This window comes from Gemmatimonadota bacterium, assembly GCA_021295815.1.
Lineage (GTDB): Bacteria > Gemmatimonadota > Gemmatimonadetes > Longimicrobiales > Gaopeijiaceae > JAGWBQ01.
In genome coordinates this window covers 1-25104 of sequence record JAGWBQ010000001.1, presented here as the reverse complement: position 1 = coordinate 25104, position 25104 = coordinate 1, and the positions used below count along the sequence as shown (strand labels likewise).

Here is a 25104-nt window from a genome sequence, read left to right as displayed (position 1 = left end):
GCCATCGTCTCGTCTCCTCGCCGGGTCGCGTCGCGAGCCCGATCCAGACCATCTCATCGGGACCCAGCACTGCGGCGTGGAAGGCGGGGTGCGTCTCCCTGTAGGGCGCATTCTGAACGAATTCCACGTACCAGTCTGGGGCGTCCGGCTCCCTGCGGTCAAGTCGTTCAGCTCTCCATGCCCGGATTTCTTCGGGTGTGACCGCCCACCCGCCATCCGATCCGCGAATCCGACGCACCAGAGTCCCATCGGCCTTGTAGATGGAGAGGCTGAACACGTCGGTGTCCCCGATCAAGGCCCTGTCCATGAGTCCCTGGGCGACGATGTCCCGCCCGAAGCCCGTTTCGTGGCGAGTAAACCCGCCGCCGGGCATGCCGCCATAGCTCCATTCCTTGGCGGGTAACAACCCCAGCGTGTCAGGCTCGGTTTCGAGATCCGTGAACAACAGCAGGGGGGTCGTGTCCCTTGTCATCCCCTCGGGGAGGAAGAATCGCTGCTCTCCCAAGATCGCCAGCATGTGCCCGGCGGCTCCCATCGCGAGAAGTTCAAGGTCCACGATGGCGCTCTCTGTGGAGAGGCGCGACGACGCGAGGACTTCCCCGTTCTCCGAGAACTCCGTGACGCGAGCCAGCCGGGCGTCGTAGGCCAGGAACCCTGCGTCCGTCGTGAGGAGCGTCGTAATAGCACTGAACTCACCCGGTCCCTCGCCCGCTGTGACTGAACCGTCGGCGGAGAGGAGAACCACCTCGGTCGCACCGGTGTTGGCCACCGCAAGGCCGCCGTTTCCAAGAAAGATGACTTCTCCGACCCAGAACAACTCGACCCCGAGTTCCATGGTGGAGAAAACCAGGTCTGGCGCCAGATCGGGTGCCGACAGTTCCTCGACCCGGCCCAGGAAGACGTTCTTGACGCCCGCCGAGTCCGAGACTTCAACCGCAGGCCGGGGCGCGTCCTCGGTTTGTGTGTCTCGACCGCCACAAGCGCAGAGGCCGCATAGGATAACGACGAAAAGAAGGCGTGGGCGATGGCGCATTGTGACCTCTTGGCAGGAGTCTAGGATCCAGGCGGGACATGTCAACCCGACCTCGACTTGGATGCCCGACACGGCTTCAGGGTTGTCCGAGCCCGACTTACCATGCCAAGCGCTCTACCCGTATCCTCGGCGACCGGTCCAGAGGCGATTCCACAGGCGGTCACCCCGTCAGGCCCTTGATCGCCGCCGCCGCCGCGTTTACCTTTCCCGCTTGCGGAAGTCCGGTCTGAGCTTCGCGACGAACGCGGTGCATGCTCGCCCAGCCTCCCCAACCTCGCGGCCCGACCGCGACGGAATCCGGTTCGTCCCCCTCAGAGGAGCAGTTGTCTTGGAAGTAACCATTCAGGAAAGCGAGAGCCTGGAGAGAGCTCTCCGGCGCTTCAAGCGCAAGGTTCAGCGTTCGGGGCTCTACTCGGAGCTTCGCAAGCGGCGGTTCTACGAGAAGCCGAGCGCTCAGAGGAAGCGCAAGCGGGAGGCCGCCGTCAGGCGCGAGCGCCGCAGGCAGAGCCGCGGCCACTTCTGATCCACCTCCTCCGTTCGGCCGACCTCCGGCCTTGAAGGCCTGAGCGGGACCGACTAAAGACTGAGCGGAACCGGCCGCTCGCCTGACCAGTCGTAGAATCCGGCACCCGTCTTGCGCCCGTACCTTTCCAGCGCCACCAGACGCCGAAGGAGCGGGGGCGGCGCATAGCGGGAGTCGCGGTACTCGTCGAACATGATCTCGCCGATCAGCGCGAGGGTGTCGAGGCCCACGAAGTCGCTCAGCACGAAGGGGCCCATCGGGTAGCCGCAGCCGAGGGTCATCGCCTTGTCGATGTCGGCGATGGTCGCCACCCCGGCCTCGAGCTGCCTGATCGCGTCCATCATGTATGGCACGAGCAGCAGGTTCACGACGAAGCCCGAGTTGTCCTTCGCGGCGATGGGAGCCTTGCCGAGCGCACGCGCGAAATCGAAGGCCCGCTCGAAGGTTTCGTCGCTCGTCGCGATTGTGCGCACGACCTCGACGAGCTTCATCACGGGCACCGGATTGAAGAAGTGGAGCCCGACGAAGCGGTCGGCGCGATTCGTCGCCGCAGCCATGTCGGTGACCGTGAGAGAGCTGGTGTTGGACGCGAAGATCGTCGACTCGGACGCGAGTCCGTCGAGCTCGGTGAAGAGGGCGTTCTTGACGTCGATGTTCTCGATTACCGCCTCGATCACGATGTCGCACGGGGCGAGATCGGCGGTTTGGGTCGTGAAACTCATTCTGTCAAAGGCGGCGTCACGCGCTTCTGCGGTGATTTTCTCCTTCTTCACCGCCCTCGCCAGCGATTTCTCGATACGTTTCCTGCCGACGGAGATCGCGTCGTCGTCGACCTCCCGGCATACGACCTCGAAACCCCTCACCGCAGCGACCTCGACGATGCCGCTTCCCATGAGTCCGCATCCCGCGACTCCTACGCTGCTGATCTTCATATCCTTGGTGTCGTTTTGAATTGCGGGGCGCGAACGGCCCCTGATCGGGTGTGCGGGACGATGTCCAGGCGCTCAGAGCGCTTCGACGACCACCGCCCCGCCTTGGCCGCCTCCGATGCAGGCGGCTCCCAGTCCGAAGCGCTTGCCGCGGCGGCGGAGTTCATGAAGGAGATGGATGGTGATTCGAGCCCCGGAGGCCGCGAGCGGGTGCGAGAGCGCGATGGCGCCGCCGTTCACGTTGGTGCGTTCGGGATCGAGCTCGAGCTCCCTCTCCACCGCCCTGTACTGCGCCGCGAAGGCTTCGTTGATCTCGAAGAGGTCGATGTCGGCCATCGACAGGCCGGCCTTGGCGATGGCCGCCCGCGCCGCCGGCGCCGGACCAATCCCCATCACCTTGGGCTCGACTCCCACAAACGCCCAGGCAAGGATACGGCCAAGTGGACGGATCCCCTGCGCCTCGGCCCACTCCTCGCTGGCCAGCACCGCGCTCGCCGCCCCGTCTCCGATCCCCGAAGCGTTGCCCGCCGTGACCACGCCGTCCTTCCTGAAGTAGGGGCGCAGGCCGGCGAGCCCCTCGGCCGTGGTGTCGGGACGAAGATGCTCGTCGGCCTGGAAGAGCTTCTCACCCTTTCGGCCGCGCAGCGTCACCGCAGCAAGCTCCTCGTCGAATCTGCCTTCTCGCAAGGCTGCGGCCGCCCGCCGCTGGGAACGGAGTGCGACGGTGTCCGCCTCCTCCCTAGTCACCTCGTAGCGGTCGGCGAGCTCCTCGGCGGTCTCGGCCATGGAGAGACCGCAATAGGAATCGAGCAACGCGTCCCACAGGGTGTCCCCGAACGCGCCTTTGGCGGGACCGAGCCGCAGCTCTCCCCAACGAGCGCTGCGGACGACGTGTGGAGCCTGGCTCATCGATTCGGCGCCCCCGGCGAGGCAGACTTTCGCTTCGCCCGAAAGGATGGCCCGCGCACCCTGCACCATCGCCTCGAAGCCCGAACCGCACAGGCGGTTGACGGTCAGCGCCGGTCGCTCTTTCGGCACGCCTGAACGCAGGCCCACGTGGCGGGCGAGGTAGATGGCGTCCGACGAGGTCTGCATGACGTTGCCGAAAAAGGTCTCGTCGACGGCTTCGGGTTCGACGCCTGCCGCTGCGATCGCGGCCTTGGAACTGGCGACCCCGAGATCGGTGGCCGTCATGCGGGCGAGGCTGCCGCCGAAGCCTCCGAATCCGGTGCGCTTGCCCGAGATAACGACCGGGCCGTTCTTGCTGGAGTGGTTCATGGATGCGGGTGGAGGTGGTTGCGTTTCGCGCCAGCGACTACCCGGGGTCGGGCGTTCGGTTCGACCAGCCGAAGGCGGCCCTCGGCGGCGTCCTAAAGGTGCCGTATCACCCGATGCGAGGATCGGATCCGGACCCCGACCCTATCCGTGCAGGCCTACCGTGCGAGATTTCCGGGCCCACCCCACCGAGATTGCCGCGAGCACGACTTACGCGGTAGGTTGCAACCACGTTCCCGACCCGACCGAGGCCGCCCATGAAAGACCCGCTCGAGGCATTCGAAACCCGCAGAGTCGAGATCAACGTCCGGCTGCCCGTCGAGATGGCCGACCAGGCGGAGGAGCTCCAGCGCACCGCTCCCGAGCTCCTCGACCGCATGGTCCTGATCGGTATGACGCAGCGAGCGGTGTTTTCGCGCTTGCTCGGCGTGGACGGGGAAACCGCCGACAAGTGCGCGGAAGACCCGGCGTGACAGCCCGACGGACCGATTCCGGTTCTGAACCGACTCCGGATATCGTCGAGGATTAGCGAGGAGGCCCTCCAGGATGCTGAAAACGGTCAGCCAAGACTCCGGCGGCTCCAACCGCGGACTCGGCATCGCGGAGAACATCCTGCGCAGGAAGTACCTCGATTATCGCTCGCGGCAGATCACGGGTCTCCTGATCTACCTGTCGCAGGACGAGGTCTACCGCAAGGTCGGACGCAGATTCGTGAGCGGCGCCGCGAGAGGCAGGTTGACCAACGACGGGCTCGTGGAGCTCACGACCGACTGGCTCAACGGCTGGGTGCCGCTACCACCGTTCCACGTCTGGCTCGAAGACTACCAGGCCAACCCCCTGCCTTACGAATCCTACTTCCTGGGGCTCTGGCGGGCCGCCGAGGAACCGGAGCGAAACTAACTGAGCCGCACTCGACGCTCGCGAGAGTTCGGCTGCGGACGGCTAGAACGGCAGGTCGTCGTCGTCCCCGCCGGTGGGCTCGGCGGGTCGGCCTCCTCCACCTTCGCCGCCGCCCGCCCCGCCGCTCGGCCTCTGGAATCCGTCGCCACCGCCGCGGGAGTCCGACCGCTGGAAGCCGCCGCCTCGTCCGGCTCCGTCCGAGCCGAGCATGAGCATGTCCTCGACGATGACGTCGGTCCAGTAACGGGTCTGACCGTCTCGCGACTCGCTCTCGGAGTACTCGATCCGCCCCTCGATGTAGAGGCGTGCTCCCTTGGACACGTACTGCTCGACGATCTCAGCGGTTCGTCCCCAGAACGTGAGCCGGTGCCATTCGGTCTTTTCCTGTTCGGAACCGTCCTGCCTGTTTTTCCAACGGCGGTTGGTCGCCAACGACAGCTTGGCGTACCTGGTGCCGGATCGGGTCGTGCGCACGTCGGGATCGCCTCCCACGTTACCGATGAGCATGACCTTGTTGAGTGAACGACTCATATGATTTTCCCCACTGGTTGAATGTCAGGTTGCGTCAACGGGAGGGAACCTAACCGGTTTGTCGGGCGTTTTCCATCCGGGTGCGCTCGTGCCTCTTCGAACACATCGCTCGACTCCCACACATGAACGAATCCTCCTTCATCCGGACCGAGAGAGACGGCGACCTCGCGGTCGTTACCATCGACCGCCAGGACAAGCTGAACGCCCTCAATGCCCAGGTGATCGACGGGCTGGAACACGCCTTCGACGCCGTCGCCGGGAGCGACGCCAGAGGTGTGGTGCTGACCGGCGCCGGGTCCCGCGCCTTCGTCGCCGGAGCCGACATCGGAGAACTGGCGACGCTCGATCCGCAGGGCGGCATGCGCGCGAGTCGGCGAGGGCAGGAGGTCCTGGCGGCCATCGAGGGCTACGACGTTCCGGTGATCGCGGCCGTGAACGGCTACGCGCTGGGGGGCGGCTGCGAACTCGCTCTCGCATGTCACCTGAGGATCGCGAGCGAAAACGCCGTCTTCGGACTGCCCGAGGTCGGGCTCGGCATCATCCCCGGCTACGGCGGCACCGTCCGTCTCGCCCGCATCGTGGGCATGGGGCGCGCCCTCGAGATGACTCTGACCGGAGACCCCGTCAAGGCGGAACAGGCTCGCGAAATGGGACTCGTCTCGAGTGTCTCGCCTCAGGATGGTCTCCTGAAGGCGGCGAAAAAGCTCATGCGTCGCGTCACCCGGAACGGTCCGGTCGCGGTCCGTTTCGCTCTGGAGGCCGTACGCAATTCCTGGGACTCCCCGCCCGACAAGGCGTTCGCCTTCGAATCCTCCCTTTTCGGTGTTCTCGCGGGCACCGCCGACATGAAGGAGGGCATGGCCGCCTTCCTCGAACGGCGGCGCGCCGAGTTCACGGGAGGATAGCGGCCTGACCCTGCGAGCGCTCACGCTCACCGACTTCCGCAACCTCGGCCGCCAGGAGCTGGAGTTCCCGAGCCGGGGCGTCGCCGTCATCGGCGAGAACGCCCAGGGCAAGTCGAATCTTCTGGAGGCGATCTACTATCTGGAGTGTCTTCGCTCTTTTCGCCAGGCCCGAGACGGGCAGATGGTGGCCTTCGGCGCCCCGCTCTTCCGTCTTGAGGCGACCCTCGACCGGGGCGGTCCCCCTCGAGTCGTGGCCGCCGCCTACCACCGTCGGGACCGCCTCAAGAAGGCCTCGCTCGACGGCGTGACGCAGGAACGGCTGACCCAGGCTGTGGGCAAGGTGGGTGCGGTCGTCTTCTCGCCCGGAGACGCGGCCCTGGTCGGTGGCGGCCCCGGGGTGCGCAGACGTTATCTCGACATCGTGCTCTCGCTCAGTCGGCCCGGCTACCTTTCCGCAGCGCAGAGCTACCGGAGAGCCCTGGCCCAGCGGAACGCGGCTCTGCGGGCCGGTGATTCCGACCCCGCCGTTTCCGCCTGGAATTCCGCTCTCGCTCACGCCGGGGCGACCATGATCGCGACCCGGCTGCACTGGACGGAAGCCTGGTCTGCGACCTTCTCCAACTACTACGAACGCATCTCCGGAGGATCGTCCGCATCCATGGGCTACCGTTCCGGACTCAGGACTTTCGGCCTCGCCGAGGAGGCGGACCTCGAGATTTCGGATTCGTCCGACAGGCTCGTCGCCGTCTTCATGGAGGCCCTTACGGATTCCGCCGAGCGCGACCGTCGTCTGGGCTCGACCCAGGTCGGCCCTCATCGCGACGAGCTCCGTCTGAAGATGAGCTCGCCCACCGACGAAAATGTCATCGACCTGCATATCTACGGTTCGGGAGGTCAGCGGAGGACGGCCGCGCTGGCCTTCCGTCTCGTCGAGGCGAACACCATCAGGGAGGCGACGGGCCGCTCCCCGGTTCTCCTGCTCGACGACGTCTTCGCCGAACTGGACGAAGGGCGAAGCGAGCGGGTCCTCGACGCGCTGGAGGCCGAGGAGTTCGGGCAGGTGATTCTGACGGCGCCCAAGGAGAACGACGTACGATTGCCCGGCCTGGAACGCTGGAGCATCAAGGCGGGCAAGGTCGCCGCGTGACTAGGGGCGGACGCCGCCGCGGGCGCGAACGGGGAACCGAAGGACCGGTGGAGGTCGGGGCGCTCGTCGCCGACATGCTCGACCGGTCAGGTCTGCGGGCGCAAGTCGATCGCATCGGGGTACTGGATGCGTGGCCGTCTCTGGTGGGCCCGACGATAGCCGCAGTCGCCCGGGCGAGCGGCATCTCGAACGGCACCCTCTTCGTGGAGGTGTCCTCGAGTCCCTGGCTGATGGAGCTCAACGGCAAGAGGCACAAGCTCCTCAAGCTGGTGAACCGATCGGTTCCGGACGTCCCGTTCAGCCGGATCGTCTTCCGGCTCTCGGGGCGCGGCGAAGCCTCGGCGGCCACATCCAAATCTCAACGACAGGCATCCGCTCGCGGAGTGAAGCACCATGACCGGTGACCGGAATACGCAGGACAACCAATACACGGCGCACGACATCCAGGTGCTCGAGGGCATCGACGCCGTCCGCAAACGCCCCGGCATGTACATCGGATCGACCTCCAGCCGGGGTCTCCACCATCTTGTGTACGAAGTGGTGGACAACGCCATCGACGAAGCCATGGCGGGCCACTGCTCAAGCATCTCGGTGACGGTGCGGAAAGACGACTCGGTCTGCGTGATCGACGACGGTCGGGGCGTCCCCGTCGGGCTCCATCCCGTCGAGGGAATACCGGGAGTCGAACTGGTCATGACCACGCTTCACGCGGGCGGGAAGTTCGACAAGGAAGCTTACAAGGTGTCGGGCGGCCTTCACGGAGTGGGAGTGAGCGTCGTCAACGGCCTCTCGCGGTACCTGGAGGTCGAGGTGAGCCGCGGCGGTCGCGTCCATCACCAGCGCTACGAGCGCGGCGTCAAGGTCACCGAACTCGCCGAGATCGGCGATACCGATGTCACCGGTACCAAGGTCACTTTCCTGCCGGATTCCGAGATTTTCACCGAGACCGTCTTTTCGCGGGAAACCTTGGTCACGAGGCTGCGCGAGCTCGCCTTCCTCAATCGCGGCGTGAAGATCGTCTTCACCGACGAACGCGACTCGGCGGACCGGAACGTCGTCGAGGACGGCCGGACCGAAGAGGCCGGGGGCACCTGGGTCGAGAGCTACTTCTACGAGGGCGGCATCTCCGAGTACGTGAACTTCCTCAGGGGCAGCCGCGAACCTCTCCACGAAACCTGCTACTTCCAGGCCACTCGTCCGGAGGCGGAAATCGAGCTCGCGGTCCAGTACGACAAGGGCTTCACCGACAACACGCTCACCTTCGTGAACAACATCAACACCCACGAAGGGGGCAGCCACCTGACGGGACTGAAGGCGGCTCTCACCCGGACCATCAACGACTACGCCCGTCGCAACAACATCTTCAAGAAGGGAGAAGGCCTTTCCGGCGGCGACGTGCGCGAGGGGCTCACCTGCGTTCTGAGCATTCGGGTCGCCGAACCGCAGTTCGAGGGGCAGACCAAGACCAAGCTCGGCAACAGCGAAGTGCGCGGAGCGGTGGAGACCGCGGTCAACGAACATCTCGGCGTCTTCCTCGAGGAGAATCCGAAGGCCGCCCGCGCGATCATCGACAAGGCGCGCCAGGCGGCGCGCGCCCGAGAGGCGGCCCAGCGGGCCCGCGACCTCTCACGCAAGAAGAGCGCGCTCGAGAGCGGCGTGCTTCCCGGCAAGCTGGCAGACTGTTCCATTTCCGACCCGTCGCTCAGCGAGCTCTATCTGGTCGAGGGAGATTCCGCTGGAGGCAGCGCGAAGCAGGGACGGGACCGCGCCACGCAGGCCATCCTTCCGTTAAAGGGGAAGATCCTGAACGTGGAGAGGGCTCGCATCGACAAGATCCTCGCGAACGTGGAGATCGGCGCCATCATCGCCGCCATAGGTGCCGGTATCCGCGACGAGTTCGAGCTCGACAACGTCCGCTACCAGAAGATCGTGATCATGACCGACGCCGACGTGGACGGAGCTCACATCCGGACCCTTCTGCTCACCTTCTTCTTCCGTCAGATGCCGGAGCTCATCGAGGCGGGCTACATCTACATCGCCCAGCCGCCTCTCTACCGCGTGCACAAGGGCAAGGCCGACCACTACGCCTACTCCGACGACGAGCGCGACCGCTACGTGAGCAGGCTGGCCGGCAAGAACGGCGAGGCCAGGAAGGTGAACGTCCAGCGCTACAAGGGGCTGGGAGAGATGAATCCGGACCAGCTCTGGCGCACCACCATGGATCCCGAGACCCGGACCATGCTCCAGGTCCGCATCGAGGACGGGGCCCGCGCCGCCCGACTCTTCGACCATCTCATGGGTGCCGACGTGGAACCTCGCCGTCGCTTCATCCAGGAAAACGCCCGTTACGTCAAGAATCTCGACGTGTAGCTTCGCACGGGCCGTCCGCGGAGCGACACGGGCCTTGCGCTGAGCGTCGGACGCAGCACCGAAGAGCACGTTTTTCGACCGGGCGCTTGCTCCACCTTCGACCCTCGGGGTGGTATATTAATCCACTCCCGTTCAGTCCACCAAGCAAACGCCGATGACCAAGACGCAACAAGGATCCTACACGCTCGCCGCGGCCCGCTACCAGTCGATTGAGGCGGACACGCCCAACGAGGCTTTGACCGATATTTACGGTCGCAACCTCTTCGGCCTCGACCAGATGCGCAGTCGCCTCGGCAAATCGGACTTCAGGTCCATCCAGGCGACGATGAACGGGGAGACCTCTCTCGACCCGCAGGTCGCGGAGAGCGTGGCGCTCGCCATGAAGAACTGGGCGATCGAGAGAGGGGCGACGCACTACACGCACTGGTTCCAGCCGCTCACCGGATCCTCCGCCGAGAAGCATGACTCCTTCCTGAAGCCCATCGCCGGCGGCGCGGCCATAACCGAATTCAAGAGCAGCGAGCTTCTCCAGGGCGAGCCCGACGCCTCCTCGTTCCCGTCCGGTGGCTTGCGGGCGACCTTCGAGGCTCGGGGCTACACCGCGTGGGATCCGACCTCGCCGGCCTTCCTGATGGAACGGCCGAGCGGCGCCTACCTATGCATCCCGAGCGCCTTTCTGAGCTGGGCCGGGGAAGCCCTCGACATGAAGACGCCGCTCCTCCGGTCGATGGACGCTCTCGACAAGCAGGCCCGGCGGGCGCTGAGGCTCTTCGGAGACGAAAATCCGGGACCGGTGCGCCCCACCTGCGGCGCCGAGCAGGAGTTCTTCCTGGTCGACGAGGAGTTCTTCTACCGCCGCCCCGACCTGGTCGCGTCGTCGCGCACCCTCTTCGGCACCAAGCCTCCGAAGGGGCAGGAGATGGACGACCACTACTTCGGCTCCATCCCCGGTCGCATTCTGGAGTACATGAACGCCGTCGAGCGCGAGCTCTACCTGCTGGGCGTTCCGGCCACCACCCGCCACAACGAGGTCGCACCCGGTCAATACGAGATGGCGCCGGTGTTCGAAGAGGCGAACCAGGCCAGCGATCACCAGCTCATCACCATGTCCACCATGCGCAACGTGGCCCGGCGCTTCGGGCTCGTCTGCCTCTTCCACGAAAAGCCCTTCCAGGGGGTGAACGGATCGGGCAAGCACCTCAACTGGTCGATGAGCACCTCGAACGCGAACCTGCTCGAGCCCGGCGACACTCCGCACGAGAATCGCCAGTTCCTCTTCTTCTGCTCGGCGGTTCTGAAGGCCGTGCACCGCCACCAGGATCTCCTGCGAGCCACGGTCGCTCACGCCGGCAACGACCATCGCCTGGGAGCGAACGAGGCTCCGCCCGCTATCATATCGGCATTCATGGGAGCGCAGCTCGAAGACATCTTCCGCCAGTTGGAGAACGCGGGCGAGGCCACCAGCAGCAAAGCGTCCGGCCTGCTGGGAACAGGGGTGAGGGCGCTGCCCGAGATTCCGAAGCACTCGGGAGACCGCAACCGGACCTCGCCCTTCGCCTTCACGGGTAACAAGTTCGAGTTTCGCGCGCTCGGCTCTTCGCAGAACGTCGCGTTCCCGACTACCGTGCTGAACACCATCGCAGCCGAGTCGCTCGACGAGCTCTGCGAAGAACTGGAGGCCGCGGTCGAGGAGGGCCTTCCGCTCGAAGACGGCATGCGCGTGGTGCTCTCCCGCGAAACGCGAGGCTTCCGTCCCGTGATCTTCAACGGCGACAACTACTCCGACGAGTGGGTGGTCGAGGCGGAGAAGCGCGGCCTCCACAACCTGCGTACCACGATGGACGCCCTGCCGATCATCGAGAGCGAGAAGAACAAGGCGCTCTTCGACAAGTACAACGTGCTCTCGCCGCGCGAGGTCGAGTCGCGCTACGAGACCTACACCGAGCAGTACGCGGCGACGGTCAACATCGAGGGCCAGACCGCGCAGCACATGGCTCAGACCATGTTCCTGCCGGCGGCGGTCGAATACCTCAAGAATCTGGTCAACGTCATCGAGTGCGCCGACGAGGTGGATCTCAAGGTGCGCGGCGTGAACGCCACGGCTCGCACGGTGAGCGATCTCATCGATCGGCTCGTCGAGAAGATCGAGCCTCTGGCCGAGGAGAATCAGGCAGCCGCCGAGATGGAAGGCACCGAGATGGCCAATCACGTCCGCGACAGGGTGATCCCCGCGATGGACGAGGTTCGGGACGTGGTGGACCGCCTGGAGCGCATCGTTCCGGACGAGCTCTGGCCGGTGCCCGCTTACCGCGACATGCTCTTCGTGCGCTAGGAGAGGTCCGCGCGCTCGAAAGGAGCACACGGCTGGCTAGTCGGGTCGGCGGTTGTTAGGGTTTCCCGCTCCGGGGAGCCCTGATCGGCGCGGGCCGGTTCGCCGGCTTCTCGTCGCTCCCGAAATCGGACCGGGGCGGGAGTACCTCGGGAGCCTCGCGCGAAACGGATCCGGATGGATCGGCTTCCGGGTCGAGACGCCCCGGGAACTCGCCGGACGGCTGGCAAGGAGGTCGCTGCGCAGGCTCGGATTGCGCCGTCTCCGCCCGCTCGAAGAACCGGAACTGGTCGATGCCGCGTTGGACTCGGCCTCCGCCGCCTTTCCCCGCTTCAGGCGCCTCGCCCACAGCGTAGGGTTTCGCTCCGGAGTTCTCCAAGCGGTTCAGGCTCTGCGCGGGGGCGGGGTGAGCCTGGAGGAGTGGGATCGCCTGACCGCAAAGCTGGGCGGAGGCCGCCGCGAGTTCATAGGAAGGATACTGCGCGAGTACGAAGAAGCCCTGACGGAACGCGGAGCTGCGGACGAGGCGGAAGAGGCCCGCCTCGCTCTTGCCGCTCTTCGAAGCTGGCGCGAGGCCCAAGGTGGGAACCGAGAAGGACAGGCGGGGTGGCCCGTCGAGCTTGCCGCCGAAGAGGTCTTCATTCTCTCCGGAGTCGTGGGCTCGGGCCTGGCGGGAATGCTCCTCGACGAACTTCGGTCCAGTGGAGCCGGACTCGTTCCGGCTCCGGCCGTCGTCGGCTACGAGCCGCCCTCGGCGGTGTTTTGGCGGAACGCAGACCGACCGGGAGCGCTCTCCTTTGTCGCTGCGCCCGACAGGCTTCCGGAATCGGGAGGCTCCGCCCCTCGCCTCGACGGCCCCCGTATCTCGCTCTTCGGGGCCGCCTCGGCGACCGACGAGCTGCGCAGCGTCCTCCGCCGAATCCTCGAGGCCGGGCTGGCCTGGGACGAGGTCGAGATCGTAGCGGCCGACTCGAAACTCTACGGATCGGCGTTGCACGCGCTTGCGAGCGGACTGAAGATCCCGGTCACCTACGCAGACGGGATCGATGCTTCGCGCACAAGGGTGGGAAGAGCGGTGAAAGCCTATCTCGACTGGATCGAAGGCGGATTCCACGCCCGGATCATCCATCGACTCATCGAGGCCGGCGACATCCGTCCGCCGGGGTGGGCGGACAAGTGGGAGGCGACCCCGAACCCAAGCGACCTGGCCCGCCGTTTCCGGTCGCTCCGCGTCGGGTGGGGCAGGGACCGCCACCTGTCGCAGCTCGACATCGCCTTGGAGGACGTCGAGACGGAACCGGTTGGCGGTATTCCATCCGGCGGTGCGGCCGATCCGGCCAAGGAGAGGCGGCGCAGGGCGGCGCAGCGGGAGCTCCACGCCCTGGGAAGCGTCCTGCGTCCGCTCGTCTTCCATGCGCCGACCCCGGAAAAGACGGTCAGCGCGGCCGCGCTCGCCGAATCGGTCCGCAAGTTCCTCGAGCTTGTGCCGGGGGACCGCGATCTCGACCCCGAGGTCATGGACAAGTTGGACACGCGCCTGTTGGAGATAGGGAGCCGCCTGACCCGGAAGACCAGCCTCGCGACCGCGCTCGCCATCTTACGCAGGCAGTGCGACATTCGGGTGCGCGGCCCCGGTCGCTCCAAGCTCCTCGGAGGAGGAGAGGCCGGTGACGGGGGACGGTTCGGCAGCGACGACCGCGCCGACGGGTGGCCTGCGCCCCGGACCGTCTACGGCACGGAAGCCCCTTCCCGCTCAACCGGGGGCTACCTCCACATGAGCTCGCTCGCTGCCGGCGGCCTGACAGGTAGGCGCGCGGTCTTCCTGGTGGGGTTCGACGCCGATTCCGAGCCTGGAGCGATCGGCTCGGACAGCCTGCTCAGCGAAGGCGACCACAACGAACTCGGCCAATGGCAGGGCGGGCTTCCCCGGCTGCTTTCGGCTGTCCAGCGCAAGGCGATCGCGCGCTTCTCGCAGGCGGCCCTGCTCGCTAAGCTTTCGAGCGCGGAGAGCGTCACTCTCAGCTACCGAGCTTGGGATGCCCGGGAGTCTCGAACCTTGAGCCCGTCGCCCGTTCTCCTGCAAGCTCTTCGCGTCGCCCGCCGCGACCCCGCGCTCGGCTACAGGGAACTGCGTCACGCCATAGGCCGTTTCGCGTGTCCGCTTCCGGAGCCGGCCGACCCAGGTTCGTCCGGAAGATCGGAGGCCGAAGCCGCCGTGCTGGACTCGGACGACCTCTGGCTGCGAGCGCTAACGCGGGACGGCGGCCTGCTTGGCGGAGACGAGCGCGTCAGAAGGGCCTTCCCGAGACTGCTCCCAGGCCATGCGCTATTCAAGGCGCGAGAGGGCCGACCGGGCCCTGCCCAGGGGGTGATCGGAGAGCTTCCGGGGCTCGCCAGGTATCTGCCGCCCGAGCGCACGGTTTCCGCCACCGGGCTCGAAACCCTTGGAACCTGTCCGCTGCGCTACCTCCATCGCTACGTGCTCGGAGCCCGGCCCCCCGACGATCCCGAGTTCGACCGCGTGCGCTGGCTCGATGCGCCCACTCGCGGGTCGGTCCTGCACCGGGTCTACAGCGAGACTCTCGATCAGTCCGCGAGGACGGGAACCGATCCCTCCGATCCCCGCTTCGCCAGGATTTCTGGGAACGTCCTCGCAGCCGCGCTCAAGGAGGCGGAGCGAAGAGTCCCGGCACCCGGACAAGGTGCGGTCGCTCGTGAACGTCGGGCCCTCGCCGCCGACGTGCGCTCCTTCGTGCTCCTGATGCGCGGGTCCCCGCGCTGGCTCCACACCGAGTTCGAGTTCGGATTCCGGAGCGGGCACGGCGCACGCGAAGTCGTGCTTCAATTCGGAGAGACACGGGTGCCGCTGACCGGAGCGATAGATCGAGTCGACGAGGTCGAAGGAGGTCTGCGCGTCATCGACTACAAGACGGGTCAGCCGCCGGCGGCGAACTGGGCGGGTGGTGACGAGCGCGTCTTCCGAAGGGGACGGCAGCTCCAGCACGCCCTTTACAGCTACGCGATCGAAGCCCTCCTGGGACGCCCTGTGGTCGACGCCGGCTACCTTTATCCGACCGCTCGCGGACAGAATCACCCCGTGCTCTTCGCTCGGAGCGAGCTGAGCGAGATCGAACGCCGTCTGCCCGCGATGATCGCCGCAGCGAGGGAGGGGCGCTTCGTGCCAACCGACGACAAGGGCGACTGTCGCTTCTGCGACTACCGGAGCGTATGCCGCGTAACCGTGCCGCGTGACTTCGAGGTCGTTTCTCCTCTCGCCGCCTGGTCGCATCTCCGCAAGGCCGAGGGCGACCCCAGCTTCGCGGGGCTCAAGTCCGCACGGGACGGGGCCGAGGAAGGTGGATTCGGCCCATGACCGTATCGCTCACGGTGGTCGAGCGCGGTATGATGGAGGGTGCGAGGGGGCCGGGCACGGCCATGGCCATGCGGGTTCTGGCCGATGCCGCTTCCATGCTCGGAGCGAAACGGCTGGTCGAAATCTCTTCGGCTCACATAGACGGTTGCCTCCACCACGGGGACGGAGGAGTGGAGTTCGCCGAACGGCTCGCTCGTGGATCGGACGGGGTCGCGGTTCCCACGACGCTCAACGTCGGCGCTCTCGATCTTCTGCAACGCGAGCATGTGAAGTCGGACGCGGCTCGCGCCGACATGGCGCGCCGCCAAATGGACGCCTATGTCGGGCTGGGCGCGGAGCCCACGTTCACTTGCGCACCTTACCAGATCGGACACCTGCCGCGCCGCGGAGAGCAAGTCGCCTGGGGAGAGTCGAACGCGATCGCCTTCGTCAATTCGGTGCTGGGAGCCCGGACCGAGCGCTACGGAGACTTTCTCGACGCCTGCTGCGCGGTCACCGGCCGCGCTCCGCTCTACGGCCTCCACCTCGATGAGAATCGCGCCGCGCAAGTGGTCGTCGATCTTTCTCGCATACCGGCGGAAGTAGTTGCCTCCGACACCTTCTACCCGGTACTGGGAACCTGGCTGGGCCTCGAGTTGGGTCACGAGGTCGCCGCCCTTGCCGGCATTCCCACTACGGTCGTCCGCGACCAGCTCAAGGCGTTGGGGGCGGCGGCGGCGTCGACGGGCGCCGTGGCGCTCTTCCACGTGGTGGGCGTGACACCCGAAGCGCCGACGCTGGAGGCCGCTTGCCGAAGACCTCCGGCGGAGTTGCCGACGGTCGGCCCGACCCTCGCCGACCTGGTTCCGGCCCTGGACCGCCTCACCACGGCAGCCGACGCGGAGGCGATAGACGCCGTCGCGGTCGGAAGTCCGCACTTCTCTTTCGAAGAATTTCGGGAGCTGGTCCGACTCCTCGCCGGACGTCGCCTGAAGCTGCCCTTCTTCGCATGCACCGCGCGAGCCACGATGGCCGAGCTCGCCGACGGGCCCTGGCTCGACGAGCTCCGCGGATCCGGTGTCTCCGTGGTCGCCGACACCTGCGTGGTGGTCGCTCCCATCCTCCCGGAGGCCGGCCGGGTTCTCATGACCAATTCGGGCAAGTTCGCCCACTACGCCCCATCGCAGACCGGCTACGAGGTCGTCTTCGGGTCTCTAGCCGAGTGCGTCGAATCGGCGATCGCCGGCGCGGTCGTACGCGACCTGTCGTCGTGGGGCGGATGAGCGTCCCGCTCGGCTGCAAGGTCCTGGTGGGCGACGGAGCTCCGGCCGCAGGACAAGTCCTCCCGGTGTCCTCTCCTCTCTCCCTCTGGGGCGGCGTGGACGCCCCGACCGGGCTCATCTCCGATCCGCGTCATCCGGAACGCGGACGGTCCGTGGCTGGAACCGTTCTCGTGCTGCCCGAGCCGGTGGGGTCGAGCTCGTCGAGCGCGATCATGCTCGAGCTCATGCGCGAAGGGACGGCTCCCGCCGCGATCGTACTGGGGCGTCCCGACGCCATACTTGCCCTCGGAGTTCTCGTCGGGCGCGAGCTGGGCTACCCGCCTCTTCCCGTGGTGCACGCCGCGCAGGCGGTGCTGGCCGCGCTCGCCCGCCATGCGGGTACGTCCGCCCGGGTCCTGGCGGACGGGCGCGTGGTGGTGGCGACGCCGTGACCGTTCTCGAATTCAAGCTCCCCGAGGACAGGCTTCCCGACGCCGGAGCCCGCAAGGCTATTCGTGAAGATCTGGAAACCAACATCCTCGTCGAGGCCGGGGCAGGTTCGGGCAAGACCACTGCGCTCGTGGGTCGCATGGTCAGGCTCGTCGTCACCGGGACCGCCGAGACGCGTGAGATTTCCGCCGTCACCTTCACCCGCAAGGCCGCAGCCGAGCTCCGCGAACGCTTCCATAACGAGCTCGAAACGACGCTCGCGAGCGACGAGCTCACGGACGAGGAGAGGGTACGGGTCGACAAGGCCCTCACGGAGGTGCACGACGCCTTCCTGGGCACGATCCACGCCTTCTGCGCCCGTCTTCTGAAGGAGCGTGCCGTCGAAGCCGGCCTCGATCCGTCCTTCGAACCGGTTACCGAAGACGACGAGGTCACCATGCGCTCGCATTACTGGCACGACTTTCTCGATCGTCTGGTATGCGATTCCGATCCGGTACTCGAAGGCTTCATGGAGATCGGGATCGAGCCCTCGAAGCTCTACGGAGCCTTCGAACGGGTCGTCGACAATCCCGACCTGGACTTTCCTACCGAAGTGGTGGATCCACCGTGCGATGAAGACCTTCTTCGGCTTCGGACCGAGCTGGATCGGCTCCTCGATCTGGCGGAAAGGTATCTGCCGACGGAGGAACCTCAAAAGGGGTGGGACTCTCTCCAGAAGAAGGTGCGGGAGACGCTCTACCGGCGTGCGGTGAGGGGCTGGGGCGGAGGACTGGACGACGAGATCGACGCACCCCGCCGCGCGGCTCTCTTCGCGGCGCTCGCTCGACTGCGCCCGGGCAAGAACGGTCACAGGCCCACACTGAACAGGTGGCTCGCCAGAGAAGGCGCCAAGAAGGTGCGCGACGGTTTCAACGCCCTCTACCGGGACCGGGACGGGCCGAACGCCGCCGAGCTTCTGGAGCACTGGTATGCCTACCGTTACAAGCTTTGCATGGACCTGGTCGTCAAGGCGGCCGCCGAGTTCGCCGAGCTCAGGCGGCGCACGGGCAGGCTGACCTACGCCGACCTCCTTTCGCTGACGGCGAAGCTGCTGCGGGAGAGACCGAGGGCGAGAAGGGACCTGGGACTGCGCTACCGTCGACTGCTGATCGACGAGTTCCAGGACACCGATCCTCTCCAGGCCGAGATAGCATTCCTGCTCGCGTCGGAGCCCGAGGGCGACGAGCGGTCGGGGCCTAGGGAATGGCATCGCACCACGCCCCGTCCGGGAGCTCTCTTCGTGGTAGGGGATCCCAAGCAGAGCATATACCGCTTCCGTCGCGCGGACATCGAGCTCTACAAAGAGGTCCGGGCAAAGTTCGAACGCTTCGGCCGGACTCTGCTGCTCACCACCAACTTCCGGTCGTGTCCGCCGATCGGCGCCTTGGTCAACAGCGTCTTCGCGGGCCCGGAAGGATTCCCGCCCGAGGCTACCGAGGAGCAGGCGGCCTTCGCCTCGCTGGACACGCTCCCCTGCTCGGACGGCATGGACCCGAGCCACGAGCACGGCGTCTTCATGAGTCCCGTGGGGCGGACGGCCGAAAAGAAGGAAGACGGCCGGCGGGACGAAGCCCGACGCATAGCGAGCTGGATAGCCGAACGCATCTCCCAGGGAAGCTCACCCGGCAGCTTCATGGTACTCACCTACCGCAAGCCGCCTCTCAAGACATACGCCGCGGCGCTGGAAAGCCACCGAGTACCGTATCAGGTCACGGGCAGCGGGCTCACCGCCGGCCCCGAATTGACAGAGCTCCGGATACTGCTCGACTGCATGGCCGACCCCTCCAACCCTGTGTGCGTGGTCGCGGCGCTCACCGGATACTTCTTCGGCCTAGACTACCTCGCCTTGGTCCGACATCGCATCGCGCTGGCTGAGACGGAGCCGCCGCCGGACACGGCTTCGACGCGGCTTCCGGATCCGTTCGACGTCACGTACCGCGGATGGGGCGAGGTGGTCGGCACCGATGCCGCCGCCGCTCTGAAGACCCTGCACGGATGGTGGAAGCGCTCGATCGCCGAGCCGGCCGACGTCTTTCTGGGATTCCTGGTGCGCGAACTCGGACTGCTTCCCCACGCGGCCTCGTCCGAGCTGGGCAGCCAGCGGGCCGGGGGGCTGGCGTTCGTCCTCGACGCCGTGCGTACGCTGGCATGCCAGGGCGACGCATCCCTGCTGGGAGCACGCGACGCGGTGGCGGCGGCCATGGGCGGAAGGGAGGTCGACGCCCCGCTCGAACCCGGTCGTGAGGATTTGGTCCGTTTGATGAACCTTCACCAGGCGAAGGGACTCGAAGCGGACGTGATAGTGCTGGCCGATCCGTTTCCACCGGGTCGCCACGACATAACCTTCCACTGTGCGCGAAGCAGGGACGGCCGGGCCGTGGGCTACCTGCGGATATCGGAACCGAGCGCGATGTGGTATCGCCCTTCCGTTCCTCTCGCCCATCCGCGCGACTGGAAAAAGTACGAGGACAGAGAGCGGCGGTTCGAGAAGGCGGAGAAGGTACGCCTGCTCTATGTCGCGGCCACGCGTGCGAAGAACCAGCTCGCGGTCACCAGGTGGCGGAGCCCGAAGAAGAAGGACTCGGTGTGGGGCTTCCTCGGGCCGGCCTCGGCGAAGTTGGGCGAGGTGCGCGAGCTGCCGCGAAAGCATCCGCCATCCCGAGGAGAGGTCGAGCTCTCGCCGGAAGAGGCGATGAACCGGGTTGAACGGGCCGCCCGGGCTCTGCGCGATGCGGCCCGACCCACTTACGAAGGACGCCAGGCCACCGAGATCGCGATGGAGGAGGCCGAGGTCGCGGCAAACGACGGCGGTCCGCCCGCAGGGGGCTATGAAGAGCCGTCGCTCTTCGCGGACGCCTCGGAACCCCACCGAGGCAAGGTCTGGGGGCTGGCTGTGCACTCTCTGCTCGCGACGGCCGCCGAGGGAGCCGGCTTCGGGAGCGACGAGGACGACGAAGCCCGGGAGGAGGTTCTGGAGGAGGAGGCCGAGACCCTGCTGGAGGCCAACGGACTGCTTGCCCGTTTCGGCGACGAGCTGATCGAAGATCTCTGCCACGAGGTAAGTGCGGTCCTCGAATCTCGGCTTTGGGAGCGCGTACGCGCGTCGCGCCAGGTCTTCACCGAGGCCGCGTTCGAGGTTCCGAGGCCGGGGAGCCGGGGCGTCCCGGAGATCGTGCACGGGAGCGTCGACCTCGCGTTTCTGGAGGACGACGGCTGGGTCCTCGTCGACTACAAGAGCGATGATCGACGGACGGACGGCTTCGCTCGCAGGGCCGGCAAGTACCGCAGGCAACTCGAGCTCTACGCCGACGCCTGGGAGCGGGCGAGCGGAGAGCCGGTCAGGGAGCGCATGCTCTACTTCACGCTGGACGGGGGAAAGGTGGCGTGGTGAGCGGGGCTGCGAGAACCCCCTCCCGACGGGCCCGACTCGCACATCCTCCCGTGATCGTCGTCTTCCCCTCCCGCAGGCTATGGCTTACCTTCGAACCAGGAGTTTCAGACGAGTCACGCACGAGCACGACCGCCTCCCCGGCCAGCCCTGCAACCGAGGTGCCCCATGACCCTTCCCGCCCGCGCCACCTGCCACGCTCTGCTCGGAATCGCTGCCGTTCTGGCGGCCTGCGCACCCCGCGTGGAGGAAGACGCCCACGCCGGCCACGATCACTCTCACGATAGCGAACACGACGAGGACGCTCCGCGCCACTACGTACGTTTCTTGCACGACGGCGAACCATCCTACGGCATGCTCGAAGCGGAAGAGAACGCCGTCGTACCCATCACCGGCGACCTCTTCGGCGAGCACGGGATGGCGGCCGAACACGTAGACCTGGACGGCCTCGAATTGCTGCCGCCCACGGACCCTGGCAAGGTGATCGCCGTGGGCCTCAACTACCTCAGCCACCTCGGCGAGCGGGAGCCGGCCGCCGAGCCGGGCCTCTTCGCCAAATATCCCAGCTCGCTCGTGGCCGACGGCGACGACATCGTGATTCCCGCCGGCGCGGCCAACGTCCACTTCGAGGGTGAAATGGTGCTCGTGATCGGAGCTACCTGCAAGGACGTGACCCCCGAGCACGCCATGTACTGCGTCTTCGGAGTGACCGCCGGGAACGACATCTCGGAACGCGACTGGCAGGCCTCCGACCTTCAATGGCTGCGCGCCAAGGGAGCCGACACCTTCGGCCCGGTCGGTCCTTCGATCGCCGTCGGGCTCGACCCGGACAACCTCCTGCTCGAGACTCGGGTCAACGGCGAAACGGTCCAGTCCGAGCGCACGTCCGATCTGATCTTCGACGTCCCCACCATGATCAGCTACATAAGCCGTTACTTCACGCTGGAGCCAGGCGATCTGATCTACACCGGGACTCCGGGCACCACCAGCGCCCTCGCTCCGGGCGATGTGGTGGAAGTGGAACTGGAGGGCGTCGGGGTCCTGACCAACACCGTCAGCGCGGGCGGCTGACCGGCGGGACGGCTTGACGCGCTCCGGGTCGCTCGCGGCAGCCTCTCTGGTCTGCCTGTGCGCCGTTGCGTCCGGCAGCTCGCTTGCGTCCCAAAACGTCATCGCCACGGTCACCGGAGATCCCGACGGCGAGCCGGTTCAAGGCGCCCTGGTCTCCCTTGAGACGGTAGCGCGGCAGCGAATCGCCCGGACTCTGACGGACCTGCGCGGTCGCGCGGCGCTGGTGGATGTGGCGCCCGGAAGCTACCGGCTTCGCGTCGAGATGATCGGCCGAGCGACCTACGCCTCGCCCTCTTTCGAAGTCACGTCGGCCGGATACGCGCTCGACGTCCGGCTCTCCACCGTGGCCATCGAGCTGGACGGGATGCAGGTCGAGGCGGAACGCGGCTCCTGCTCCATCCGAGCCGAAGACGGCGTGGCGCTGTCGAGAATCTGGGACGAGGCGCGCAAGGCGCTGACGGCGACCGCCTTCACTACGACCGAGGCCGTCCATCGCTACCAGACCGAGGTCTTCGAGTACGAAACCGACGTCAACGGCAGACGACAGGGGCGGGAAAGCCGCACCCGAAACGCGACCTTCGCCACCACACCCTATCGAAGCCGTCCCGCCGAAGAGCTGCTTGAGCGGGGGTTCATGCAGCGCGACGGGGACGAGTACGCGTATTTCGCCCCCGATGCCGCCGTGCTGCTCAGCGACGCGTTCCTCGACACCCACTGCCTGCGCTCGGAATCGCCGCGTGAAGAACGCGAGGGGTTGCTCGGGGTCGGCTTCCAGCCGGTCGGATCGCGACGGCGCATACCGGATATCTCCGGAACGTTCTGGATCGACAGGGAAAGCTACGAGCTCGAGCTGCTCGACTTCAGATACGTCAACTTGCCTTGGGAGGTGAGCGGTCTCGACGCGGGCGGCGAGGTGCGCTTCAGGAGGTTGGGGGACGGCACCTGGATCGTCCCTGAGTGGTCCCTGCGCAAGCCGATCCTCGCACAGGGATTCGGCGCGCGCGGGAGCCGACTGACCAGACTGATCGGCTACGGCGTGAACGGCGCCGTCGTGCTGGAGGTGACCGAGGCCGATGGCGGAAAGCTGCTCCAGGCCGAACTCGGTTCGATCGACGGAATGGTGCTCGACGGGGAGGGGGAGCCGTTGGCAGGGGCGCGAGTCGGGCTGGTGGGGTCCAACCAATCGATCTTCTCGAATGGGGAAGGCCGTTTTCGGATCGACGGTCTGGCCGAGGGCGTCTACCGAGTGCGTTTCGATCACGACGGCGTGATCGGCCGCCGGCCCGATCCGATAGCTGTCGAGCTGGCCGCAGGTTCCGTCGCCTCCACCCTCTTGCGCATGCCTTCGCTGGAAGAGACGGCGACGGAGGGGTGCGCGGCCGAGGATGTGAGCTTCACCGAAGACGCCGGAGCCCTCCTGGGGCGTGTGATCAGCGGGGGTCAGACCCGGAATCCCGTCCCGGGAGCCCGAGTGAACCTGGTATGGGAGTTCGCCCGCATGTCGGGGGTCGGTTCGCAGGCGGCGCGGATCACCGGCGTCCGACGCGAGGGCATCACCGTCGTGGCCGACCGGGATGGGCGTTTTCTCGCCTGCGGGGTCCCGGTGAACCACCTCTTCACCGCCACCCTGATCGTAGATGGGCAGCAAGTACTGGTGGAGGACCTGCGCATACCTATCGGACGGCGCGTGATCGACCATATGTTTCTTGTGGGATCGGGTCGCTAGTGTTCCGTATCGGTAAGTCGTTCGCAGTAACTCTTCAGGGATTCCAGGATGTCGTCCGCGGACTTCGTCCAGACGAAGGGCTTGGGATCCTCGTTGTGGACGGCCAGGTAGTCCTCGATGGCCTGCACGAGTTCGCGGGTGCTCCGGTAGCTCCCACACCGGATCTGCTTGTTGGTGATCTCGGCGAACCAGCGTTCGATCTGGTTGAGCCATGACGCGCTGGTCGGGGTGAAATGCAGGTGGAAGCGTGGGTGCTTGAGAAGCCACTTGTGGATCATCGCGGTTCTGTGGGTGCCGTAGTTGTCGAGGACCAGATGGACGTCCAGCTCCTTCGGCACCTCCTTCTCGATGACCGCGAGGAACTTCCTGAACTCGACGGACCGGTGGCGCGGATAGCATTTTCCAATGACCTCGCCGGTAGCAGGTGGTGCCGTTGCGCTTGTAGTCGTGGGTCTGGCGGGCGGGCGTCCCCGGACGCAGCGGAAGCATCGGCTGGGTGCGGTCGAGCGCCTGGATCTGTGACTTCTCGTCCACGCAGAGCACGACCGCCCGCTCCGGCGGGGCCATGTAGAGCCCCACGACATCGCGCACCTTTTCGATGAACAGCGGGTCGGTCGAGAGCTTGAAGGTCTCCATGCGGTGCGGCTGCAGGCCGAAGGCCCGCCAGATCCGGTTCACCGTCGCGGAACTCATGCCGCACGCCTTCGCCATCGAGCGCGTACTCCACTGCGTGGCTCCCCGCGGCATCGCCTCGAGCGTCATCGTCACCACCCGTTCGACGTCCGCGTCGCTGACCGTGCGCGGGGCGCCCGGCCTCGGCTCGTCCAGAAGCCCGTCGCATCCCTTCTCGATGAACCGCCGACGCCACTTGCCCACCGTTTCGCGCGACGTGCCCAGCCGGGCCGCCACGCCCATGTCGCTCTCCCCCTCGGCCGACGCCAGCACGATCCGGGCGCGCAGCGCCAGGGCCTGTCCGGTCTTGGACCGCCGCAGCCAGCGTTCGAGCTCCTCCCGCTGTCCGTCTTCAATCTCCGGGACCGCTCGCGTGTGGTGATTCGCCATGATGTCGCATTCTCCCATTGAAGTTCCATGAAGGGCTACGGGAGAAGGATACCACACGACGATCCACTGCGCAAGGATTTGTGATACATAATACTAGTTTCACATCCGTCAGCACGATGACGTATTGTCATGCGGCGTGGGGAGGTGACGTGGGCTGCAGCTCGGGGTGAGCTCCAACACCGATTCGCGGTGGTGGCGATTCCCGGACCAAGTTAGGTTGAAGTCGAGTCGAAATCCAGTCCAGCTCTATCGGTCCTGGCGGCTTGGCCGCGGACCTGCTTCGCCGAGATTATGCCATGAGACGACCACCAACCGTAGCGCCCATGCTTGTGCTGGTGGGCCTGGCCTGCTGGGCCGTCGCGTGTGGCGACGGGGCTACCGAACCGCCTCCCCCCGATCCGCCCCGGGCGACCACGGTGACCGTGGCGCCCGCGACCGCCTCGCTGACGGCGCGGGGGGACACGGTGCGGCTCACCGCCGAGGTACACGACCAGAACGGCAACTTGATGGAGGGCGCGACGGTCTTCTGGTCGAGTTCGGACACGACCGTAGCGGAGGTGGACGCGTCCGGGCTGGCGACCGCGGCGGGCGCCGGGACGGCGACGATCACGGCCGCTGCGGGGTCGGCGTCGGGGAGCACGACGGTGACGGTGGTCCAGGCGGTGAGCGCGGTGGCGGTCGCTCCCGCAGCCGACACGCTGTTTGTGGGCGACACGCTACGGCTGGTGGCGGAGGCGTTCGACGCGAACGGCCATCGGGTGGCGGGAGCGGAGTTCACGTGGGAGTCCAGCGACGCTTCGGTGGCGACGGTG

General features: G+C 66.6%; 19 protein-coding genes and 1 pseudogene. 15 read left to right on the top strand and 5 right to left on the bottom strand.

Going from position 1 to position 25104, the window contains the following annotated elements; translation table 11 throughout:
• Positions 1–835 (bottom strand): hypothetical protein (locus tag J4G12_00100; GenBank protein ID MCE2454208.1); only part of this gene is annotated, 835 nt, incomplete at its 3' end.
• Positions 836–1094: 259 nt separating this feature from the next.
• Between J4G12_00100 and rpsU the strand changes: the two genes are divergently transcribed.
• Positions 1095–1556 (top strand): 30S ribosomal protein S21, encoded by a 462-nt coding sequence (gene rpsU, locus J4G12_00095; GenBank protein MCE2454207.1) that lies wholly within the window; start codon positions 1095–1097, stop codon positions 1554–1556.
• Between the two features lie 53 nt (positions 1557–1609).
• Here the strand turns inward: rpsU and J4G12_00090 are convergent, their stop codons facing one another.
• Together J4G12_00090 and J4G12_00085 are read right to left on the bottom strand one after the other, a co-directional pair.
• A complete protein-coding gene (locus J4G12_00090) occupies positions 1610–2488 on the bottom strand; it encodes a 3-hydroxybutyryl-CoA dehydrogenase (protein MCE2454206.1) in 879 nt (292 codons plus the stop codon).
• Between the two features lie 72 nt (positions 2489–2560).
• A complete protein-coding gene (locus J4G12_00085) occupies positions 2561–3763 on the bottom strand; it encodes an acetyl-CoA C-acyltransferase (protein ID MCE2454205.1) in 1203 nt (400 codons plus the stop codon).
• A gap of 254 nt (positions 3764–4017) precedes the next feature.
• Between J4G12_00085 and J4G12_00080 the strand changes: the two genes are divergently transcribed.
• Positions 4018–4233, top strand: a complete 216-nt coding sequence (locus J4G12_00080) for a hypothetical protein (protein MCE2454204.1) — start codon at positions 4018–4020, stop codon at positions 4231–4233.
• A 73-nt stretch (positions 4234–4306) separates the two neighbouring features.
• Entirely contained in the window at positions 4307–4660 is a 354-nt protein-coding gene (locus J4G12_00075; GenBank protein ID MCE2454203.1) for a hypothetical protein, read from the top strand.
• Between the two features lie 42 nt (positions 4661–4702).
• On the opposite strand, the gene ssb is transcribed toward J4G12_00075, so the two are convergent.
• The gene (ssb, locus tag J4G12_00070; GenBank protein ID MCE2454202.1) at positions 4703–5191 is read right to left on the bottom strand and encodes a single-stranded DNA-binding protein; all 489 of its coding nucleotides are present in this window, start codon (positions 5189–5191) and stop codon (positions 4703–4705) included.
• Positions 5192–5313: 122 nt separating this feature from the next.
• On the opposite strand from ssb, the gene J4G12_00065 reads away from it, so the two are divergent.
• From J4G12_00065 to J4G12_00015, 11 genes are all read left to right on the top strand, one after another.
• Positions 5314–6096 (top strand): enoyl-CoA hydratase/isomerase family protein, encoded by a 783-nt coding sequence (locus tag J4G12_00065; protein MCE2454201.1) that lies wholly within the window; start codon positions 5314–5316, stop codon positions 6094–6096.
• Between the two features lie 4 nt (positions 6097–6100).
• A complete protein-coding gene (recF, locus tag J4G12_00060) occupies positions 6101–7243 on the top strand; it encodes a DNA replication and repair protein RecF (protein MCE2454200.1) in 1143 nt (380 codons plus the stop codon).
• A complete protein-coding gene (locus J4G12_00055; GenBank protein MCE2454199.1) occupies positions 7240–7647 on the top strand; it encodes a DUF721 domain-containing protein in 408 nt (135 codons plus the stop codon). Before recF ends, J4G12_00055 begins: the two co-directional genes overlap by 4 nt.
• Positions 7637–9613 (top strand): DNA topoisomerase (ATP-hydrolyzing) subunit B, encoded by a 1977-nt coding sequence (gene gyrB / locus J4G12_00050; protein MCE2454198.1) that lies wholly within the window; start codon positions 7637–7639, stop codon positions 9611–9613. Before J4G12_00055 ends, gyrB begins: the two co-directional genes overlap by 11 nt.
• A gap of 154 nt (positions 9614–9767) precedes the next feature.
• The gene (locus J4G12_00045; GenBank protein ID MCE2454197.1) at positions 9768–11945 is read left to right on the top strand and encodes a glutamine synthetase III; all 2178 of its coding nucleotides are present in this window, start codon (positions 9768–9770) and stop codon (positions 11943–11945) included.
• A 52-nt stretch (positions 11946–11997) separates the two neighbouring features.
• Positions 11998–15315 carry a PD-(D/E)XK nuclease family protein gene (locus tag J4G12_00040; protein MCE2454196.1) on the top strand — a complete coding sequence of 1106 codons (3318 nt, stop codon included), beginning with the start codon at positions 11998–12000 and terminating at the stop codon, positions 15313–15315.
• On the top strand, positions 15312–16577 hold the full coding sequence (locus tag J4G12_00035) for an aconitase X catalytic domain-containing protein (GenBank protein MCE2454195.1): 1266 nt from the start codon (positions 15312–15314) through the stop codon (positions 16575–16577). The genes J4G12_00040 and J4G12_00035 overlap by 4 nt, the downstream gene beginning before the upstream one ends.
• Positions 16574–17008, top strand: a complete 435-nt coding sequence (locus J4G12_00030) for a DUF126 domain-containing protein (protein MCE2454194.1) — start codon at positions 16574–16576, stop codon at positions 17006–17008. Before J4G12_00035 ends, J4G12_00030 begins: the two co-directional genes overlap by 4 nt.
• Positions 17005–20436 (top strand): UvrD-helicase domain-containing protein, encoded by a 3432-nt coding sequence (locus J4G12_00025; GenBank protein ID MCE2454193.1) that lies wholly within the window; start codon positions 17005–17007, stop codon positions 20434–20436. The genes J4G12_00030 and J4G12_00025 overlap by 4 nt, the downstream gene beginning before the upstream one ends.
• 165 nt (positions 20437–20601) lie before the next feature.
• On the top strand, positions 20602–21504 hold the full coding sequence (locus J4G12_00020; GenBank protein ID MCE2454192.1) for a fumarylacetoacetate hydrolase family protein: 903 nt from the start codon (positions 20602–20604) through the stop codon (positions 21502–21504).
• 13 nt (positions 21505–21517) lie between these two features.
• Positions 21518–23230: a carboxypeptidase regulatory-like domain-containing protein gene (locus J4G12_00015; protein ID MCE2454191.1), complete on the top strand. Its 1713-nt coding sequence runs from the start codon at positions 21518–21520 to the stop codon at positions 23228–23230.
• On the opposite strand, the pseudogene J4G12_00010 reads toward J4G12_00015, so the two are convergent.
• Positions 23227–24292, bottom strand: a pseudogene (locus J4G12_00010) (IS630 family transposase). The gene J4G12_00015 and the pseudogene J4G12_00010 overlap by 4 nt on opposite strands.
• 296 nt (positions 24293–24588) lie before the next feature.
• Between J4G12_00010 and J4G12_00005 the strand changes: the two are divergent.
• Positions 24589–25104 (top strand): Ig-like domain-containing protein (locus J4G12_00005; protein ID MCE2454190.1); only part of this gene is annotated, 516 nt, incomplete at its 3' end.

What these genes read in the sequence shown, in the direction of transcription:
- gyrB (MCE2454198.1), top strand. Translation starts at nt 7,637, where the DNA reads ATGACCGGTGACCGGAATACGCAGGACAACCAATACACGGCGCACGAC.
- J4G12_00080 (MCE2454204.1), top strand. Translation starts at nt 4,018, where the DNA reads ATGAAAGACCCGCTCGAGGCATTCGAAACCCGCAGAGTCGAGATCAAC.
- J4G12_00020 (MCE2454192.1), top strand. Translation starts at nt 20,602, where the DNA reads ATGACCCTTCCCGCCCGCGCCACCTGCCACGCTCTGCTCGGAATCGCT.
- J4G12_00035 (MCE2454195.1), top strand. Translation starts at nt 15,312, where the DNA reads ATGACCGTATCGCTCACGGTGGTCGAGCGCGGTATGATGGAGGGTGCG.
- J4G12_00030 (MCE2454194.1), top strand. Translation starts at nt 16,574, where the DNA reads ATGAGCGTCCCGCTCGGCTGCAAGGTCCTGGTGGGCGACGGAGCTCCG.
- J4G12_00075 (MCE2454203.1), top strand. Translation starts at nt 4,307, where the DNA reads ATGCTGAAAACGGTCAGCCAAGACTCCGGCGGCTCCAACCGCGGACTC.
- J4G12_00045 (MCE2454197.1), top strand. Translation starts at nt 9,768, where the DNA reads ATGACCAAGACGCAACAAGGATCCTACACGCTCGCCGCGGCCCGCTAC.
- rpsU (MCE2454207.1), top strand. Translation starts at nt 1,095, where the DNA reads ATGCCCGACACGGCTTCAGGGTTGTCCGAGCCCGACTTACCATGCCAA.
- ssb (MCE2454202.1), bottom strand. Translation starts at nt 5,191, where the DNA reads ATGAGTCGTTCACTCAACAAGGTCATGCTCATCGGTAACGTGGGAGGC.
- J4G12_00065 (MCE2454201.1), top strand. Translation starts at nt 5,314, where the DNA reads ATGAACGAATCCTCCTTCATCCGGACCGAGAGAGACGGCGACCTCGCG.
- J4G12_00090 (MCE2454206.1), bottom strand. Translation starts at nt 2,488, where the DNA reads ATGAAGATCAGCAGCGTAGGAGTCGCGGGATGCGGACTCATGGGAAGC.
- J4G12_00085 (MCE2454205.1), bottom strand. Translation starts at nt 3,763, where the DNA reads ATGAACCACTCCAGCAAGAACGGCCCGGTCGTTATCTCGGGCAAGCGC.